Annotated in this window: 16 protein-coding genes; 6 read left to right on the top strand and 10 right to left on the bottom strand. The window is 64.8% G+C overall.

Annotation, left to right across the window (positions count from 1 at the left end):
* Positions 1-4 precede the first annotated feature (4 nt).
* Entirely contained in the window at positions 5-1,273 is a 1,269-nt protein-coding gene (gene mtaB, locus QXZ85_RS09675; protein ID WP_315702102.1) for a tRNA (N(6)-L-threonylcarbamoyladenosine(37)-C(2))-methylthiotransferase MtaB, read from the top strand.
* Positions 1,274-1,434: 161 nt separating this feature from the next.
* Here the strand turns inward: mtaB and QXZ85_RS09680 are convergent, their stop codons facing one another.
* Positions 1,435-2,241, bottom strand: a complete 807-nt coding sequence (locus tag QXZ85_RS09680) for an RNA pseudouridine synthase (protein ID WP_315729956.1) — start codon at positions 2,239-2,241, stop codon at positions 1,435-1,437.
* A 50-nt stretch (positions 2,242-2,291) separates the two neighbouring features.
* On the opposite strand from QXZ85_RS09680, the gene ftsY reads away from it, so the two are divergent.
* Positions 2,292-3,239 (top strand): signal recognition particle-docking protein FtsY, encoded by a 948-nt coding sequence (ftsY, locus tag QXZ85_RS09685; RefSeq protein ID WP_315702100.1) that lies wholly within the window; start codon positions 2,292-2,294, stop codon positions 3,237-3,239.
* A 114-nt stretch (positions 3,240-3,353) separates the two neighbouring features.
* On the top strand, positions 3,354-3,956 hold the full coding sequence (locus QXZ85_RS09690) for a septation protein A (protein ID WP_315702099.1): 603 nt from the start codon (positions 3,354-3,356) through the stop codon (positions 3,954-3,956).
* A gap of 119 nt (positions 3,957-4,075) precedes the next feature.
* On the opposite strand, the gene QXZ85_RS09695 is transcribed toward QXZ85_RS09690, so the two are convergent.
* The 5 genes from QXZ85_RS09695 to ccmA all read right to left on the bottom strand — a co-directional run bounded on the left by QXZ85_RS09695 (position 4,076) and on the right by ccmA (position 7,121).
* Positions 4,076-4,678 (bottom strand): DsbE family thiol:disulfide interchange protein, encoded by a 603-nt coding sequence (locus QXZ85_RS09695; protein ID WP_315702098.1) that lies wholly within the window; start codon positions 4,676-4,678, stop codon positions 4,076-4,078.
* Positions 4,675-4,854: a heme exporter protein CcmD gene (gene ccmD / locus QXZ85_RS09700; protein ID WP_315702097.1), complete on the bottom strand. Its 180-nt coding sequence runs from the start codon at positions 4,852-4,854 to the stop codon at positions 4,675-4,677. Before ccmD ends, QXZ85_RS09695 begins: the two co-directional genes overlap by 4 nt.
* A gap of 4 nt (positions 4,855-4,858) precedes the next feature.
* Positions 4,859-5,635: a heme ABC transporter permease gene (locus tag QXZ85_RS09705; protein WP_315702096.1), complete on the bottom strand. Its 777-nt coding sequence runs from the start codon at positions 5,633-5,635 to the stop codon at positions 4,859-4,861.
* 87 nt (positions 5,636-5,722) lie between these two features.
* Positions 5,723-6,391, bottom strand: a complete 669-nt coding sequence (gene ccmB, locus QXZ85_RS09710; RefSeq protein ID WP_315729955.1) for a heme exporter protein CcmB — start codon at positions 6,389-6,391, stop codon at positions 5,723-5,725.
* A 124-nt stretch (positions 6,392-6,515) separates the two neighbouring features.
* The gene (gene ccmA / locus QXZ85_RS09715) at positions 6,516-7,121 is read right to left on the bottom strand and encodes a heme ABC exporter ATP-binding protein CcmA (RefSeq protein ID WP_315702094.1); all 606 of its coding nucleotides are present in this window, start codon (positions 7,119-7,121) and stop codon (positions 6,516-6,518) included.
* A gap of 223 nt (positions 7,122-7,344) precedes the next feature.
* Between ccmA and acnA the strand changes: the two genes are divergently transcribed.
* The 3 genes from acnA (at position 7,345) to QXZ85_RS09730 (ending at position 12,007) form a co-directional block, all read left to right on the top strand.
* Positions 7,345-10,062 (top strand): aconitate hydratase AcnA, encoded by a 2,718-nt coding sequence (gene acnA, locus QXZ85_RS09720; RefSeq protein WP_315767658.1) that lies wholly within the window; start codon positions 7,345-7,347, stop codon positions 10,060-10,062.
* A 157-nt stretch (positions 10,063-10,219) separates the two neighbouring features.
* Complete coding sequence (locus tag QXZ85_RS09725) at positions 10,220-10,984, top strand: DUF1223 domain-containing protein (RefSeq protein ID WP_315767657.1); 765 nt, start codon at positions 10,220-10,222, stop codon at positions 10,982-10,984.
* Positions 10,985-11,638: 654 nt separating this feature from the next.
* A complete protein-coding gene (locus tag QXZ85_RS09730; protein WP_315702091.1) occupies positions 11,639-12,007 on the top strand; it encodes a DUF2794 domain-containing protein in 369 nt (122 codons plus the stop codon).
* A gap of 62 nt (positions 12,008-12,069) precedes the next feature.
* On the opposite strand, the gene QXZ85_RS09735 is transcribed toward QXZ85_RS09730, so the two are convergent.
* The 4 genes from QXZ85_RS09735 to QXZ85_RS09750 form a co-directional block, all read right to left on the bottom strand.
* On the bottom strand, positions 12,070-12,690 hold the full coding sequence (locus tag QXZ85_RS09735) for a GNAT family N-acetyltransferase (RefSeq protein ID WP_315767656.1): 621 nt from the start codon (positions 12,688-12,690) through the stop codon (positions 12,070-12,072).
* A 122-nt stretch (positions 12,691-12,812) separates the two neighbouring features.
* Entirely contained in the window at positions 12,813-13,604 is a 792-nt protein-coding gene (locus QXZ85_RS09740) for a Bax inhibitor-1/YccA family protein (protein ID WP_315702089.1), read from the bottom strand.
* Positions 13,605-13,862: 258 nt separating this feature from the next.
* Entirely contained in the window at positions 13,863-16,433 is a 2,571-nt protein-coding gene (locus tag QXZ85_RS09745; protein WP_315702088.1) for an ABC transporter permease, read from the bottom strand.
* A complete protein-coding gene (locus QXZ85_RS09750; RefSeq protein ID WP_315702087.1) occupies positions 16,430-17,167 on the bottom strand; it encodes an ABC transporter ATP-binding protein in 738 nt (245 codons plus the stop codon). Before QXZ85_RS09750 ends, QXZ85_RS09745 begins: the two co-directional genes overlap by 4 nt.
* Positions 17,168-17,211 lie beyond the last annotated feature (44 nt).

Below are 17,211 nucleotides of genomic sequence, written 5' to 3' on the forward strand. Positions count from 1 at the left end.
GGCCGTGCCGGTCGATGTCGTCAGTTTCGGCTGCCGCCTCAACGCCTTCGAATCCGAACTGATCGCGCGCGAGGCGGATGCCGCCGGCCTTTCCGAGACCATCGTCATCAACAGCTGTGCCGTGACCAACGAGGCGGTGGCACAGGCCCGGCAGTCGATCCGCAAATTGAAGCGCGAACGGCCCGATGCGCGCATCATCGTCACCGGCTGCGCGGCGCAGACGCAAGCGGACATGTTCGCAGCGATGCCCGAGGTCGATCGAGTCGTCGGCAATGACGACAAGCTGCATGCGGCGGCCTGGCGGGCCAGCGCGCAGGCGCTCGAGGCGCCGCGCTTCGGGATCGACGCGACCGAGAAGGTCGCCGTCTCCGACATCATGGCGGTGAAGGAGATGGCGCCGCATCTTCTGGAGGGCTATCAGCGCGGGCTGCCGCGGGTGTTCGTTCAGGTGCAGAACGGTTGCGACCACCGCTGCACGTTCTGCATCATTCCGTTCGGCCGCGGCAATTCACGCTCGGTGCCGATGGGCGCGGTGATCGACCAGGTCCGTGCGCTGGTGGAGCGCGGTCACGCCGAGATCGTGCTGACCGGGGTCGACCTGACGAGCTATGGCGCCGATCTGCCGGGGATGCCGAAGCTTGGCCGTCTGGTGAAGCAGATCTTGCGGCATGTGCCGGAGCTGAGGCGGCTGCGGATTTCCTCGATCGACTCGATCGAGGCGGACGCCGATCTGCTCGATGCGATTGGGAGCGATGCGCGGCTGATGCCGCATCTGCACCTGTCCTTGCAGGCCGGCGATGATCTGATCCTCAAGCGCATGAAGCGGCGGCATCTGCGCCAGGACGCGATCGATTTCTGTGCGCAAGTGCGCCGCCTGCGGCCGGACATCGCGCTCGGCGCCGATCTCATCGCGGGCTTTCCGACCGAGAGCGAGGAGGCGTTCGCCCGTTCGCTCGATCTGGTCGCGGAATGTGCGCTGACCTTCCTGCATGTGTTTCCCTATTCGCCGCGGCCCGGCACGCCGGCGGCGCGAATGCCGCAGCTCGCGAGCAGCATCATCCGCGAGCGAGCGCGGCGCTTGCGGGCGGCGGGCGAGGCGGCGTTGCGGCGGCGGTTGGATGAGGAGATCGGCTGCCGGCGCGAGGTGCTGATCGAGAGCGAGACCCAGGGGCGCACGGAGCATTATCTGCCGGTGGCGGTGAGCGGCGAGCCTCCGGGCGCGGTGCGGCGGCTCGCGATTGCGGGTCATGATGGGGCGAGGCTGCTTCCGTAGTTTCGGTCGTCGTCGCCCGGCTTGACCGGGCGATCCAGTACGCCGCGGCCTCTCGATTGATCGCGACTGTCTCTGGGGTACTGGATCATCCGCCTTCGCGGATGATGACGGCGGAGTGTGCGGTGGTCGCGCGGGTCTCAATCAGTCGTGAGCGGCTCCACTCACTCTCCCTGCCATCCACACGCCTTCAGTCGCTCATGCATATGCGCCGGCGCCGGCGCCACCACATGCACCGGCGGCTTGTTCTTCGACAGCGGGATGCTGATCTCGCGCGCATGCAAATGCAGCCGCGGCTCGCCGAGGCGTGGACCGTTGCCGTAGATATTGTCGCCGACGATCGGCCAGCCCATGGCTGCCGCATGCACGCGCAGCTGGTGGGTGCGGCCGGTGACCGGTTCCATGGCGAGCCAGGTGAGCTTTGTCGATGTACTGCCTGTTGTCGCCTCGGTGTCGGCGCGAGCAGAGTGCGCTCCCTCTCCCCTTTCGGGTTGCGACGAGCTTGGCTCGCGCTGAGAGGGTTGGGGAGGGGAGAACTTCCCCAGCACCCGCCATTTCGTGATCGCCGGCTGTCCCTCGGGATCCGGCTTCTGCCACCAGCCGCGCTCGGCATTGCGCCTGCCGAGCGGCAGTTCGATCGTGCCTTCGTCCTCGTCCGGACCGCCTTCCACCACCGCCCAGTAGGTCTTGGAAATCTTGCCATGCTTGAACAAAAGCCCGAGCGAGGCCGTTGCCTTGCGATGGCGTCCCAGCACCAGGCAGCCCGAGGTTTCCTTGTCCAGCCGATGGGCCAAGACCGGCGGTCGCGGCAGGCCATAGCGCAGCGCGTCGAACGAGGCCTCCAGATTCGGCCCGCCCTTGGGACCCTTGTGCACGGGGATGCCGGCCGGCTTGTCGATCACCAGCATCAGCCCGTCGCGATGGAGCACGCGGGCCAGCATTTCCTCGTCGGTGGGTTGGTCGATATCCATAAATCCGGTCTAGGCTTTCGTTTGCGGGATGGAAGGGCTAACACCACGCCATGAACGATACCACCTCCGAAACACCCAAGCTCAGCTGGTGGCGGCGGCTGTCCGCCGGGCTGAAGCGCACCTCGGGCGCGCTGGGGACCGCTGTTGCGGATCTCGTCACCAAGCGCAAGCTCGACCGCGCGATGCTCGAGGACATCGAGGACGTGCTGCTGCGCGCCGATCTCGGCACGCAAGTGGCTGCCCGGATCGCAGATGCCGTCGGCACCGGCCGTTACGACAAGACGATCAGCGCCGACGAGGTGAAGGCGGTGGTCGCGACCGAGGTAGAGAAGGTGTTGGCGCCGGTGGCGAAGCCGCTCGATGTCGATACCGCTCGTAAACCTTTCGTTATCCTCGTGGTCGGCGTCAACGGTTCCGGCAAGACCACCACGATCGGCAAGCTGGCGGCGAAATTCGTCTCGGAAGGCAAGCAGGTCATGCTGGCCGCCGGCGACACCTTTCGCGCCGCTGCGATCGAGCAGCTCAAGGTCTGGGGCGAGCGGACCAAGGTGCCGGTGATCGCCGGGGCGCAAGGCTCGGATGCCGCAAGCCTCGCCTTCAACGCGATCACGGCGGCCAAGGAGCAGGGCCGGGACATCCTCCTGATCGATACCGCCGGCCGGCTGCAGAACAAGGCCGAGCTGATGAACGAGCTGGAAAAGGTCGTGCGCGTGATCCGCAAGGTCGATGCGTCAGCGCCCCATGCCGTGTTGCTCGTGCTGGACGCCACGGTGGGACAGAATGCGCTGTCGCAGGTCGAGGCATTTCATCGCACCGCAGGCGTTACGGGTCTGGTGATGACGAAGCTCGACGGCACCGCGCGCGGCGGCATCCTGGTGGCGCTGGCGGAGAAATTCAAACTGCCGGTGCACTTTATCGGGGTCGGCGAAGGCGTCGACGATCTCTCGCCATTCGCGGCGAAGGATTTTGCCCGCGCGATTGCCGGCATCGAGGATTAGTTTTCTCTTGCCATGCCCCGCGCCTGCAGGGCATCGAGTGCGCCGCGCCGCCAACATACATCTTAGATACTGGGTCGCCGCTTTTGGCGGTGAGGACAGCTAACAGGACACGACATGGACAAGACCCAGCCGCATCCACTCTTCAAGCTGGCGACCGAGCTCGGTCCGCTGCTCGTGTTCTTCGTGGTCAATGCCAAGTTTCAACTGTTCGCGGCGACCGGCGCATTCATGGTGGCGATCGTCGTGGCGATGATCGCGTCCTACGTGGTGACCAAGCACGTTCCGATCATGGCGCTGGTCACCGGCGTGGTCGTGCTGGTGTTCGGCACGCTTACTTTGGTCTTGCATGACGAGACCTTCATCAAGGTCAAGCCGACCATCATCTACGGTCTGTTCGCCGCGGTGCTCGGTGGCGGCCTCTTGTTCAATCGCTCCTTCATCGCGATCATGTTCGATCAGATGTTCAACCTGACTCCTGCGGGCTGGCGCATCCTCACCTTCCGCTGGGCACTGTTCTTTGCCGCGATGGCGGTCTTGAACGAAGCGGTCTGGCGCACACAGAGCACGGATTTCTGGGTCGGCTTCAAGGCGTTCGGCGTGATCCCGCTGACCACGATCTTCGCCATCGCGCAGATGCCGCTGATCAAGCGCTATCATCTCGAGCCGGTGTCGCTGGAGGCCAGCGAAGCCGATGCGGGCGATGTCAGCAAGGGATAGGCGGTGGTCATTGCGAGGCGCCCATGGGTTTCGCCTCCGGCGAACCCGATGACAGGCCCCGGCGACGAAACAATCCAGAATCCCGTCTGGGTGGCGGCGCTTCGCTCGCAATGACGGAGCTAGCTTCCCGCCTGCAGCGCCTTCTCGATCTCAGGCTTCAACACGGTGGTGATGTTCTCTGCCGTGATCGGGCCGACCAGCTTATAGACGATGGTGCCATCGCGGCCGACGATGAAGGTCTCGGGCACGCCATAGACGCCCCATTCGATGCCGGCGCGACCGTTGCCGTCGACGCCGACGACGTTATAGGGGTTGCCGTAGCGGCCGAGGAAGCGGCGCGCGTTGTCGGCAGCGTCCTTGTAGTTGATGCCGACGATCTGGAACCGCTTGTCGCGTCCGAGCTCGACCAGGAGCGGGGCCTCGTCGTGACAGGGCACGCACCAGGACGCCCAGACGTTGACGATGCTGACCTTGCCCTTGAAGGCGGCAGGGTCGAGCCCCGGCACCGGAGTGCCGTTGTTCGTCAAAGCGACGAGCGGCGGTAGCGTCGTCTGCGGGGCCGGGCGGCCGATCAGGGCGGAGGGAATGCGCGAGGGATCGCCGCTGCCGAGCCGGAACCAGAACAGGGCCGCGAGCCCTAGAAACACGACCAGCGGCAGCAGCATCAGGACGGAGCGGCGGCGCGGCGCGGCCTCGGTGGTCTGGTGGCTCAGTTCGGTCATGACATGTCCGTTGCGGCGCGACCGGAGCGGCGGTTGACGCCGCTCTCTTCGAGCGCGCGCAGTCGCGCCTTCTGGGTACGGTGGTCCACCATGATCCAGGCGATCAGGAGCGCGACGACCAGGGCAGCCGCGAGGTAGGACGAGGCGATGAAGGTCGTATAGGGCCCGAGGTCCATGGGATCACGCCGCTCCTGCGATATGGCTGGGCACGCCGCCGGTCGAAACGTCGCTTGCAACGTTGCGCGCCTGCATCATCTGCAGGCTGCGCACGCGCCGGCGCAGGATCTCGTTGCGCATCGCCGCGACATGCAGCGTCACGAACAGGAACGTGAAGGCGACCGCCATCACCAGGAGCGGGATCAGGAACGCCTTGTCGAGTGCGGGACCGCCCATTCGCATCACCGAGGCCGGCTGATGCAGCGTGTTCCACCAGTCGACGGAGAACTTGATGATCGGCAAATTGATCGCGCCAACCAGGGTCAGGACCGCAGCCGCACGGGCTGCGCGGGTCGGGTCCTCGACCGCGCGCCACAGCGCGATCAGGCCGAGATACATCAGAAACAGGATCAGCACCGAGGTCAGTCGCGCATCCCACTCCCAATAGGTGCCCCACATCGGCCGGCCCCACAGCGAGCCGGTGATCAGCGCCAGGAAGGTGAAGCTCGCGCCGATCGGCGCCGCCGCTTTCGCTGCGACATCGGCCAGCGGATGGCGCCACACCAAGGTGCCGAGTGAGGCGACGCTCATGATCGCCCAGACGAACATCGACAGCCAGGCGTTCGGAACATGGATGAACATGATCTTGACGGTAGCCCCCTGCTGGTAGTCGTCGGGGGCGAGGGCGGACAGATACAGGCCGGCCGCCAGCAGGGCGGCCGTGATCCCCGCCAGCCAAGGTAATAGCCGCGCAGCCAGTGCAAGGAACCGGGTCGGATTGGCGAGGTCGATCAGTGTCATAAGCATCTAGTTAAAGGCCGGAGCGGTTGCAGGCAATCAGCATAGGATCGCTCTAGAAGAGTTGATGCGGGTCAAGCCGGGCGCGGCTCAGTCGAGTCCGTGCCGCAAGCTCGCTGCCGCAGCAAAAGGACCCACCACGAAACTGACCAAAGAAAGTGCGCAAAGAATGGAGAAGGGTGCGCCAAATGGTAGCGGGCCGACGATTGCGGCCTGGGAGGCCGCGACGCCAAAGATCAGCACGGGGATGGACAAAGGCAGCACCAGGACCGCAAGCAACAGGCCCCCGCGATGCATCGTCACGGCGAGTGCCGCGCCAATCATGCCGATGAAGGTCAGCGCCGGCGTGCCGGCCAGCAACGTCAGCGCGATAGCGCCCGTCGCCGTTGCATCCAGGTTGAGGAGCAGACCCAGCACGGGGGTGGCCACGACGAGCGGCAGGCCGGCGGCGATCCAATGTGCCAGGGCCTTGGCGGCGCAGGCGAGCTCCAGGGGCGTACGGCTCATCACGACCAGGTCGAGCGAGCCATCCTCGTGATCGGCGGTGAACAGCCGATCGAGCGTCAGCAGGCTGGCCAGCAGCGCACCGAGCCAGAGGATCGCGGGGCCAAGGCGCTTCAGCAGCGCGAGATCGGGGCCGACCGCAAACGGCATCAGCACGACCACAGTCAGGAAGAACAGGACGCCGATCAGTGCGCCGCCGCCGATGCGCAGCGCAATCCTGATGTCGCGGCGGATCAGGGCATCAAGCGCGGTCATGCGGGGAGCGCCTCGGCGAGAGGCTTAGTACGAGAGCGAGGCTCTCTCCCCGCGCTCGCTGCGCTCCCTCCCCGCAAGGGGGAGGGGAGAACGGCCGCCGTGCACGAAAAACAGCCTCGATCCATCATCCCATCCCCCCGATCCGCAATTCGCGCACGTCGATGCCGAGTGGCCCGTGGGTGGCGGCGACGATCAGTCCACCCGCGGCCAGGTGCGCGCGCATGAGATCGGCAAACATCGCCTGGCCCGCGACATCAAGCGCATTGGTCGGCTCGTCCAGAAGCCACAGCGGACGGTGCACAGCTAGCAGTCGGGCGATCGAGAGCCGCCGTCGCTGGCCGGCGGAGAGATACGCCGCCGGCAGATCGGTCGCGTGCGCAAGCCCCACCGCGGCAAGGCAATCGGCGGTCGCGCGGACCGCGCCGCCGCCGAGGAAATCGGTCCAGAAGGATAGGTTTTCATGCACGCTGAGCGCTGGCTTCAGGGCATCGCGATGACCGAGATAATGTGCCTGTTCGGCGACCGTCAGTTCGTCCTCGCCGCCCTCGATCGCGATCGTGCCGCCGGCCGGCAGCAGCAGCCCGGCAATCAGCCGCAGCAGGGATGTCTTGCCCGAACCGTTGCGCCCGGTGACCGCCACCGCTTCGCCTGCCGCGGCCTGGAAGGTGAGTCCCGCGAACACCTCGCGCCCGCCCCGCACACATCTGACATCGCTTCCCAACAGCTGCATGGTCCGTCCGTTACAGCCCTCTGAATCCGATGGCTAGCACTTCAGAATTTGTGGGTGATGCCACGTCGCGACTTGCTTGTCTCTGTGGCGGCGCAGTTAGAAAGCTTCTATAAGCCCGGATTTGATGCAGCACACAAACCCCCGCTGCAAGCCACCCGGCGCTTTGCGCTGACGGTCCTTGGGTACCCTCTCCGGGTATAACGATCAATTGGGATTTCCACGCATGACCTCGCTCGACAGCTTCAAGAGCCGTAAGACCCTTCGGGTCGGTACGAAGTCTTATGTCTATTACAGCCTTCCCGCCGCAGAGAAGAACGGTCTGAAGGATATCTCCAAGCTGCCGTACTCGATGAAGGTGCTGCTCGAGAACCTGTTGCGCAACGAGGACGGTCGCAGCGTGACCAAGGACGACATTCTCGCCGTCGCCAAATGGCTGAAGAAGAAGACGCTGCAGCATGAAATCGCTTTCCGCCCCGCGCGGGTCTTGATGCAGGATTTCACCGGCGTGCCGGCGGTGGTTGATCTGGCCGCGATGCGCAACGCGATGCAGAAGCTTGGCGGCGATGCCGAGAAGATCAACCCGCTGGTGCCGGTCGATCTCGTCATCGACCACAGCGTCATCGTGAACTTCTTCGGCGACAACAAGGCGTTCGGCAAGAACGTGGCCGAGGAATACAAGCAGAACCAGGAGCGCTACGAATTCCTGAAATGGGGCCAGAAGGCCTTCACCAACTTCTCCGTGGTGCCGCCGGGCACCGGCATCTGCCACCAGGTCAACCTGGAATATCTGGCGCAGACGGTTTGGACCAAGAAGGAGAAGATGACGGTCGGCCGCACCAAGGGCACCTTCGAGGTCGCCTATCCGGACTCGCTGGTCGGCACCGATTCCCACACCACCATGGTGAACGGCCTCGCCGTGCTCGGCTGGGGCGTCGGCGGCATCGAAGCTGAGGCCTGCATGCTCGGCCAGCCGCTCTCGATGCTGCTGCCCGACGTGGTCGGCTTCAAGCTGACCGGCCAACTCAAGGAAGGCGTCACCGCGACCGATCTCGTGCTGACGGTGACCCAGATGCTGCGCAAGCTCGGCGTGGTCGGCAAGTTCGTCGAGTTCTTCGGCCCCGGTCTCGATAATCTTTCCGTGGCCGACAAGGCGACGATCGGCAACATGGCCCCCGAATATGGCGCGACCTGCGGCTTCTTCCCGGTCGATGCCGCGACGATCGATTACCTCAAGGTCTCGGGCCGCAAGTCGGCGCGTGTTGCGCTGGTCGAAGCCTATGCCAAGGCACAGGGCCTGTTCCGTACGGCGAAGTCGGCCGATCCGGTATTCACGCAGACGCTGACGCTCGATCTCGGCGACGTCGTGCCCTCGATGGCCGGTCCGAAGCGGCCCGAAGGCCGCATTGCCCTGCCGGCGGTCGGCGAAGGCTTTTCCACCGCGCTGGCTGGCGAGTACAAGAAGACGGACGCCACCCACCGCTTCCCGGTCGAGGGCCGCGACTTCGATCTCGGTCACGGCGACGTGGTGATCGCGGCGATCACCTCCTGCACCAACACCTCGAACCCGAGCGTCCTGATCGGGGCCGGCCTGCTCGCGCGCAACGCGGTCGCCAAGGGCCTCAAGGCCAAGCCCTGGGTGAAGACCTCGCTCGCCCCGGGCAGCCAGGTCGTGGCGGAATACCTCGCCAATTCCGGCCTGCAGAAGGACCTCGACAAGGTCGGCTTCAACCTGGTCGGGTTCGGCTGCACCACCTGCATCGGCAATTCCGGCCCGCTGCCGGAGGAGATTTCGAAGTCGATCAACGATAACGGCATCGTTGCTGCGGCCGTGCTGTCCGGCAACCGCAACTTCGAGGGTCGCGTCTCGCCGGACGTGCAGGCCAACTATCTGGCGTCACCGCCGCTGGTGGTGGCTTACGCGCTCGCCGGCACTGTGACCAAGGACCTTGCGGTCGAGCCGATCGGCATCGGCAAGGACAAGAAGCCAGTCTACCTGAAGGACATCTGGCCGACGACCAAGGAAATCAACGACTTCATGAAGAAGTACGTGAAGGCGTCGATCTTCAAGAAGCGCTATGCCGACGTGTTCAAGGGCGACACCAACTGGCGCAAGATCAAGACGGTCGAGAGCGAGACCTACCGCTGGAACATGGGCTCGACCTATGTACAGAACCCGCCTTATTTCGAGGGCATGAAGAAGGAGCCGGAGCCGATCAAGGACGTGGTGGAAGCCCGCATCCTGGCGCTGTTCGGCGACAAGATCACCACCGACCACATCTCGCCGGCCGGTTCGATCAAGCTGACCTCGCCCGCCGGCAAATTCCTCAGCGAGCATCAGGTGCGCCCCGCGGACTTCAATCAGTACGGCACCCGCCGCGGCAATCACGAAGTCATGATGCGCGGCACCTTCGCCAATATCCGCATCAAGAACTTCATGCTCAAGGGCGCCGACGGCAGCATCCCCGAGGGCGGTCTCACCAAGCACTGGCCCGACGGCGAGCAGATGCCGATCTACGACGCTGCCATGAAGTACCAGGCCGAGGGCGTGCCGCTGGTGGTGTTCGCCGGCGCCGAATATGGCAACGGCTCGTCGCGCGATTGGGCCGCCAAGGGCACGCGGCTGCTCGGCGTCCGCGCCGTCATCTGCCAGAGCTTCGAGCGTATTCACCGCTCCAACCTGGTCGGCATGGGCGTACTGCCCTTGACCTTCCAGGAGGGTACATCCTGGCAGTCGCTCGGCCTGAAGGGTGACGAGAAGGTCACCATCAGGGGTCTGCAGGGCGATCTCAAGCCTCGCCAAACGCTCACCGCCGAGATCACCTCGGCTGAGGGGGCGACGCAGCAGGTCCCGCTGCTGTGCCGGATCGATACCCTCGACGAACTCGATTACTATCGAAACGGCGGCATTCTCCACTACGTGCTGCGCAAGCTCGCGGCGTGAGGGTGCGACAGATTGGCTCACTCTGAAGTGAGTGGCAGGTGATGCGGGAGGCGGCCTATGACATGGGCCGCCTCTTTTGTGTTCGGTATACCATCGTGCCTCGAGGCGATTTCGGGACGGTGTCAACGCGGCAAGGTGTAACGGGTAGTATGCGACCATGGCAGGGATGATGGGTGGTAGGACGTCTTGGTGGTCGGGCGCGGCGCTCGGGGTCTGTGCGATCATCGCCGTCATTCGACCGGCCCAAGCCGATCCTCGCGCGGTAGTTGAGCTTTTCACATCCCAAGGTTGCTCGTCCTGTCCGCCGGCGGACAAGGTGCTTGGCGAGTTGGCGCAGGATCCCACCGTCATCGCCATGAGCATGCCGATCGATTATTGGGATTATCTCGGCTGGAAGGACACCTTGGCCGATTCCCGGTTCTCAGCCCGCCAGCGGGCCTATTCGCGCATGCGCGGCGACCGCGAGGTCTACACGCCGCAGGCCGTCATCAACGGCTCGGTTCACGTCATCGGTAGCGATCGCGAGGCGATCGAAGGCGCGATCGAAGACACGATGCGCAGCGGCGCCGTAATGTCGGTGCCGGTCAGCCTGGTCCTTCAGGGCGATGAGTTGACCGTGAGCGTCGCGGCCGCAAAGGAGCAGGCTGCGCACAAGCGCGGCGAGGTGTGGCTCTGCTCGATCTCCAAGGCTATCCCGATCTCGATCAGCCGTGGTGAGAACACCGGCCGCGAGTTGACCTATTACAACGTCGTTCGCAATCTCTTGAAGGTCGGCGATTGGAATGGGACGCCGGGACACTGGAATGTGCCCATCGACAAGATCGCCCACGAGGGCGTGGATGGCGCCGTCGTCTACGTGCAGGACGGGACGCGAGACCGTCCCGGCCCCATGCTCGGCGCCGCCTATACCGAACTTCACTGACGTTTGATCCGATCCCACGTCCGGATTCGCACGCACGCTGAGGCGTTGGCGCTTCTCGCGGTCGGCGTTGCGACTGTCGTCGTTCGGAAAATCGCGAGTTCGGGTTCCGCTCAGCAGGTCTGCGCAACCATCTTCGATTCGAAGCCGCGCTGAGATCAAGACTCTGTCGGAGCTCTTCGCACCCGCAGCTCGCAACCAGCTCACCCCCGCTAGATGCGAAGGTCGGACGCGGAGTAGGAATACCCCCAAAAGCAAAAGGACCAACTTTCGTCGGTCCTTCAATGGCATCCTTCGATGTCGGGAGGAGTGAATAGGCCCGATCCTGACGACCCCGGGGGGCTGGGGGCTGAGGAATCCGGAACCGAAAGGACCGGGCCAACGCACACGCAACGTTATGTTAGGTTGGAGGGGCGGACGCTTGGCGGAAGTGGGGCGTCATTATGATTCCGCTAACGATCCCGTGACGGACCCGCATTGCGTGCAGGCTGCACGACACAGGGCGGATCTGGCTCGCCAAGGATCACCAAGAATCGCCGGCGATCATCATGAGTGGCCCAGGGTCGCTTTGAGCGCCTTCGCGGGTCTCCTCAAGAGTCCCTTGCGGTCGTTGAGGGACGGCGCGATCATGTCATGCAGATGACAGGAGGACGCTCAATGAACCTCGTACCGGAGGATGCCGACCCGAGCGAGAACCGCGCGGCGGCCCGCAACGTCGCCGCGGCGATCCCGAATCGGGTGACGTTCAACCGCCTCGAACTCAACCGCATCTTGAATCTGTATGGCCGCATGGTCGCCGACGGCGTGTGGCGGGACTATTCGATCGATTTTCTACGCGACCGCGCGGTCTTTTCAGTGTTCCGGCGCGCCTCGGAAGTTCCCCTCTACCGGATCGAGAAGGACCCGCGGCTCGCCCGCAAGCAGGGCATGTACAGCGTGATCTCGGCCACGGGGCTGATCCTGCGCCGCGGCCACGAACTTGAGCGGGTTCTCCTGGTCATCGATCGCAAGCCGGCGCTGGTGTGACCGCGTCGGCCGCCACGCCGAGGCCGCTGGCCCGCGCACGTTCCGGAATGAGGGGCGGATTTTCAGGTTGCCGGCAGCGTATCGGCGCCTTGGCCAAGCTGGCGCTGCATCATCACCGTGTCGAGCCAGCGTCCGAATTTCAGTCCGACGTTCGGATGTGTGCCGATCATCTGGAAGCCGCATCGGGTGTGCAGGCCGATCGAGGCGGCGTTGGCCGAGTCGCCGATCACCGCGATCATCTGGCGGAAGCCGCGGGCCTCGCATTCCGAGATCAGCCGTTGCATCAGCCGCAAGCCGATCCCGCGCCGATGGCTTGCAGGATCGAGATAGACTGAATTCTCGACCGTGAAGCGGTAGGCCGGGCGCGGCCGATAGGCCCCCGCATAGGCGTAGCCGGCGATACGGCCATCCTGCACCGCGACCAAATAAGGAAAGCCGCCGTCGGTCAACGCACGGAAGCGACGCGTCATCTCAGGCAGATCCGGCGGCTCCAGTTCGAAGGTCGCTGTGCCTTCGCGCACGGCCTGCGCATAGATCGCGGTAATGGCGGCAAGGTCGGCCTCGCTCGTCGGCCGGATTTCGAGTTCTGACATGGACCGGAACCATATCAGGGGCCGGCCCACGTTCAACCGCCTTCCAACATGGCAGGTCTTCTCGGCAAGTCTTCCCGCCAGTTCTTCCATGGGCAAGTGTTCGATGGGGCGGTCTTCGTGCCCTTGATGGGGGCGCAGAGAGCTGCCCGAGGTCCAACAAAAAAAGCCCCGGCCAGAAGCCGGGGCTTTGAACAGGTTGGCCTTCGCCGTTGTTAGTCGCGCTGGCCGAGCAGCTGCAGAAGCAGCGTGAACAGGTTGATGAAGTTCAGGTACAGCGACAGCGCGCCGGTGATCGCTGCGCGCTCAGCGACGTCGCCGCCGGCCGAGGCATAGCCGTAGATGTACTCGTTCTTCAGCCGCTGCGTATCCCAGGCGGTGAGGCCGGCGAACACGAACACGCCGATGATCGACACAAAGAACTGAAGCGCGGAGCTCGCCAGGAACAGGTTGACGAGGCTTGCGATCACGATGCCGATCAGGCCCATGAACAGGAACGAGCCGAACCCGGTCATGTCACGCTTGGTGGTGTAGCCGTAGAGGCTCAGCGCGCCGAAGGTCGCCGCGGTGATGAAGAACACCCGCACGATCGAGGTGTGGGTGTACACCAGGAAGATCGACGACAGCGAAACACCCATCAGCGCCGAGAACACCCAGAACAGGATCTGCGCGGTCGACGGTGCCAAGCGGTTGATGCCGGCCGAGATGGCGAACACCATCGCCAAGGGCGCGAGGATGAACAGCCACTTCAGCGGGCTCACGAACATCGCGTAGCCGAACTGGGTCAGGTAGGCGTTTCCGAAGCGGAAGACGCCGGCCGCCGGATCACCGGTCACGGCCGCCATGTAGACGCCGAGCGCGGCCAAGCCGGTGATGGCGAGGCCAATGCTCATGTAATTGTAGATGCGCAGCATATAGGCGCGCAGACCGGCATCGACGGTCGCGGCATCGGCGCGCCCGGCGACCCGGCCGAAGGGAGAAGCGTAATTGCGGTTTAGATCCGACATGGTCGAATTCCCGTTGTTTGTCCGGCGGTCCGTTTGTGGGCCCGTTCCGCCGGCTCTCGAAACCCTATCTCAGATGTCCCTCGCTCCCGACATTAAATTTCCGTCATCGGCAAATTTACGTCCGGGGGCGGACTCTGAACCCATCATTCAAGTGGGAAACTAGCATATTCGATGCAAGCTTCCACGCGCGGCCGAATGTCGCTCCGCACGTGTTTTTGGCCTTACATCGCGTTAACCGTGCGGCAGAGCGCCGCAATTTCATAAATTCCTCAGGACGGAGGCCGGTTTCTGGTTGAGCGCCAAAAGGGTGCCGACCAGCCCCAATCCGACGGTTACGACCAGGGCTGCCAAAACCACCCAGGCGGCGCTGCCGGCCTGCCAGACAAAACTCAAGGTCATCAGCCGTGTCACGATCAGCCAGGCTGCCACCGAACCGGCGATGACCCCGAATACTGCCGTGGCCAGGCCGATCAACAGATATTCCAACCCATAGGCGCCAAGCAGACGCAGCCGCGTCGCGCCCAGGGTCTTCAGGATCACCGCGTCGTAGACGCGATGGCGATGGCCGGCAGCCAATGCACCGCCCAATACCAGAATTGCAGAGATCAATGTGACAGCGCTCGCGCCGCGGATCGCCAACGCGAGGTTGGACACCACCGCACCGATCGTCTCCATCACTTCCCGCACCCGCACGCTGGTCACCATCGGAAAGGCATCCGCCACCTTCTTGATGACCTGCGCATCGTCGGTGACGTCGGCCCGCGCCTCGGTCAGGGTCGCCACATGGGTGTGTGGCGCGCCCTTGAAGGCGCCAGGCGAGAACACCAGGACGAAATTGATGCCGAGCCCCTGCCAGTCGATGTTGCGCATGTTGCCGATATGAGCGGTGATGTCCCGTCCCAGCACATTGACCACGATCTCGTCGCCGACCTTCAGCCCCATGCCGTCGGCGATCCGTTTCTCGATCGAGACCAGCGGTGGGCCATTGTATTCGGCGCCCCACCATTGGCCTTCGACCACTTTGGAGCCTTTCGGCACCTCGCCCGTATAGGTCAGGCCGCGGTCGCTCTGCAGCACCCATTCGGCGTCCGGCGAAGCTTTGATGTCTTCGGCGCGGACGCCGCGCGCGGAAACGATGCGCCCGCGCAGCATCGGCACCTCCTCGACTTTCGAGTTCGGGGCCAGCTGCTTGAGAAACGTGCCGAAGCGATCGGCTTCGGTCGAAGGGATATCGATGAAGAAGAACGAGGGCGCTTGCTCGGGCAGCTGCGCCAGGAATTGCCGGCGCAGGTTGCCGTCGATCTGAGTGATCGTCACCAGCACCGCCAGTCCAAGGCCGAGCGACAGCACCACCGATGGGGTCAGGGCACCGGGACGATAAATGTTGGTGATCGCGAGCCGGACCAGGGGCAACCGGCTGCGAGGCAGACGGCGGGCGGTCGCCATCACCAGCGCTGCGACGCCGCGCAGCAGCGCAAACACCAGAACCGAGGCCGCCACGAAGATCGCTGCGATCCGCTTGTCGTAGGCGAGCCCGATGACGACGGCGACCAGGAACGCCACCACTACGGCCATCAGCACCAGATAGCGCCAGCGCGGACGGTGAAATTCGGCGATCACCGCTTCACGAAACAGCGCCGCCACCGGCACGTCGTGGACGCGGCCGAGCGGCCACAGGCCGAACGCAAGCGCGGTGAGGAGACCGTAGACGAACGACAGCGCGAGCTCGTCCGGGTGCAGCGCCGGCACTACCGGTAACGGCAACAGCTTGCCTAGGAGGCCGACGATGACGAAGGGCAGTGCCGCGCCGGCGCAAAGTCCGATCACCGAGCCGATGCCGGCCAGTACGATCACCTGTGTGAGGTAAATGCCGAACACATCGCGGCTCGTTGCGCCGAGCGCCTTGAACGCTGCGATCACTTCGGTGCGCCGGTCGATGTGGCTCTTCACGGCATTGGCGACGCCGACGCCACCGACCAATAGCGCTGCCAGTCCGACCAGCGTCAGGAATTGGGTGAAACGGGTGATGTTGCGTTCGAGCTGCGGCGAGGCGTTGCTGCGGGAGCGGATCTCCCAGCCCGCGGAAGGCGAGGCCTCGCGCGCCGCGGCAATGAAGGCGGCGGTGGCATGATCGTCGGCCGCATTGTCGGGCAGGCGGACGCGATAGGTCCAGCGCACCAGGCTGCCGGGCTGCAGCAGCTGCGTGGCACGCAATGCCGCCTCGCTGATCAGAAAGCGCGGGCCGAGCCCGATGCCGCCGGATAGCTTGTCCGGCTCGGCCTCCAACGTGCTGCGGATCTGGAAACGGGCCTTGTCGATCGTGACGGTGTCGCCGACCTTGAGGTCGAGCCGGGCGAGCAGCGCGGGATCGGCGGCGGCCCCGAAAGCGCCGTCGCGCTCGCCGAGCAGATCCCCGAGCGGCATGGCCGGTTTCAGGTCAAGGTGGCCGAGCAGCGGATAGGCGCCGTCGACGGCCTTCGCTTCCACCAGCGCCAGCCGTCCGTCGGCCGCACGCACCATCGCCCGCAACGTCGCCGCCAGCGAGACTTCGCCATGCGTGCGCAGGAAGGCGACTTCCTCAAGCTTGGCCTCGCGCTGAAACAGCGAGAAGGCAACGTCGCCGCCGAGCAGGGTGCGGCCTTCTCGCGTCAGCCCGTCGCTGAGGCTGGCTGACACCGAGCCGACGCCCGCGATCGCCAGCACGCCGAGCGCGATGCAGGCGATGAAAACGTAGAAGCCGCGCAGGCCACCGCGCAGCTCGCGCAGCGCATAGCGGACGGACAGAGCGGTCGTCCGGCCGCCGCCGATCGGTTCGGATATCGTGCTCATGCGGTCCGGACTTGCGGCTTGCTGTGATCGCCTTCGACCCGCCCGGAGCGCAGCCGCACCACGCGGTCGCAGCGATGCGCCAGCGAGCTGTCATGGGTCACCAGCACCAGCGTCATGCCGCGTTCGGCATGCTTGGTGAACAGAAGGTCGACGATCTGCCTGCCGGTGGTTTCGTCCAGATTGCCGGTGGGCTCGTCGGCGACGAGGATCGCGGGATCCGGCGCCAGCGCGCGCGCCAACGCGACCCGCTGCTGCTCACCGCCGGAGAGCTGGGTCGGATAGTGGTGCAGGCGGTGACCGAGTCCGACCGATTCCAGCTCCTGTGCCGCCCGCCGCGCCGCGTCCATGTTTCCTGCCAATTCGAGCGGCACCGCGACATTCTCCAGCGCCGTCATCGTGGGAATGAGGTGGAACGACTGGAACACGATCCCGACCTGACGACCGCGGAACCGGGCCAGGCCATCCTCGTCGAGAGCATTGAAAGCGGTGCCATTGACCACCACCTCTCCGCTATCCGGACGTTCCAACCCCGCCATCACCATCAGCAGCGTGGATTTGCCCGATCCCGAGGGACCGATCAGGCCGATCGTTTCACCCTGACCGACCCGCAGGCTGATATCTTTCAGGATATGGACCCGCGCAGCACCGGTGCCGAGCGAGAGGTTGACGTTGGAGATGGAGATCGTGTCCGGCACAGAGCCGGCCAATTGTGAGGGTTCGATGAGGCTGTCCATGGCTCGGTCATATGGCACTTCCGCAAGCCGGGTCGAGAGTTTCG

The organism is Bradyrhizobium sp. SZCCHNGR1005 (assembly GCF_032489995.1).
Lineage (GTDB): Bacteria > Pseudomonadota > Alphaproteobacteria > Rhizobiales > Xanthobacteraceae > Bradyrhizobium.

Coding starts and splice junctions, on each gene's coding strand:
- QXZ85_RS09680 (WP_315729956.1), bottom strand. CDS start 2,241: ATGGATATCGACCAACCCACCGACGAGGAAATGCTGGCCCGCGTGCTC.
- ftsY (WP_315702100.1), top strand. CDS start 2,292: ATGAACGATACCACCTCCGAAACACCCAAGCTCAGCTGGTGGCGGCGG.
- QXZ85_RS09690 (WP_315702099.1), top strand. CDS start 3,354: ATGGACAAGACCCAGCCGCATCCACTCTTCAAGCTGGCGACCGAGCTC.
- QXZ85_RS09695 (WP_315702098.1), bottom strand. CDS start 4,678: ATGACCGAACTGAGCCACCAGACCACCGAGGCCGCGCCGCGCCGCCGC.
- ccmD (WP_315702097.1), bottom strand. CDS start 4,854: ATGGACCTCGGGCCCTATACGACCTTCATCGCCTCGTCCTACCTCGCG.
- QXZ85_RS09705 (WP_315702096.1), bottom strand. CDS start 5,635: ATGACACTGATCGACCTCGCCAATCCGACCCGGTTCCTTGCACTGGCT.
- ccmB (WP_315729955.1), bottom strand. CDS start 6,391: ATGACCGCGCTTGATGCCCTGATCCGCCGCGACATCAGGATTGCGCTG.
- ccmA (WP_315702094.1), bottom strand. CDS start 7,121: ATGCAGCTGTTGGGAAGCGATGTCAGATGTGTGCGGGGCGGGCGCGAG.
- acnA (WP_315767658.1), top strand. CDS start 7,345: ATGACCTCGCTCGACAGCTTCAAGAGCCGTAAGACCCTTCGGGTCGGT.
- QXZ85_RS09725 (WP_315767657.1), top strand. CDS start 10,220: ATGGCAGGGATGATGGGTGGTAGGACGTCTTGGTGGTCGGGCGCGGCG.
- QXZ85_RS09730 (WP_315702091.1), top strand. CDS start 11,639: ATGAACCTCGTACCGGAGGATGCCGACCCGAGCGAGAACCGCGCGGCG.
- QXZ85_RS09735 (WP_315767656.1), bottom strand. CDS start 12,690: ATGGAAGAACTGGCGGGAAGACTTGCCGAGAAGACCTGCCATGTTGGA.
- QXZ85_RS09740 (WP_315702089.1), bottom strand. CDS start 13,604: ATGTCGGATCTAAACCGCAATTACGCTTCTCCCTTCGGCCGGGTCGCC.
- QXZ85_RS09745 (WP_315702088.1), bottom strand. CDS start 16,433: ATGAGCACGATATCCGAACCGATCGGCGGCGGCCGGACGACCGCTCTG.
- QXZ85_RS09750 (WP_315702087.1), bottom strand. CDS start 17,167: ATGGACAGCCTCATCGAACCCTCACAATTGGCCGGCTCTGTGCCGGAC.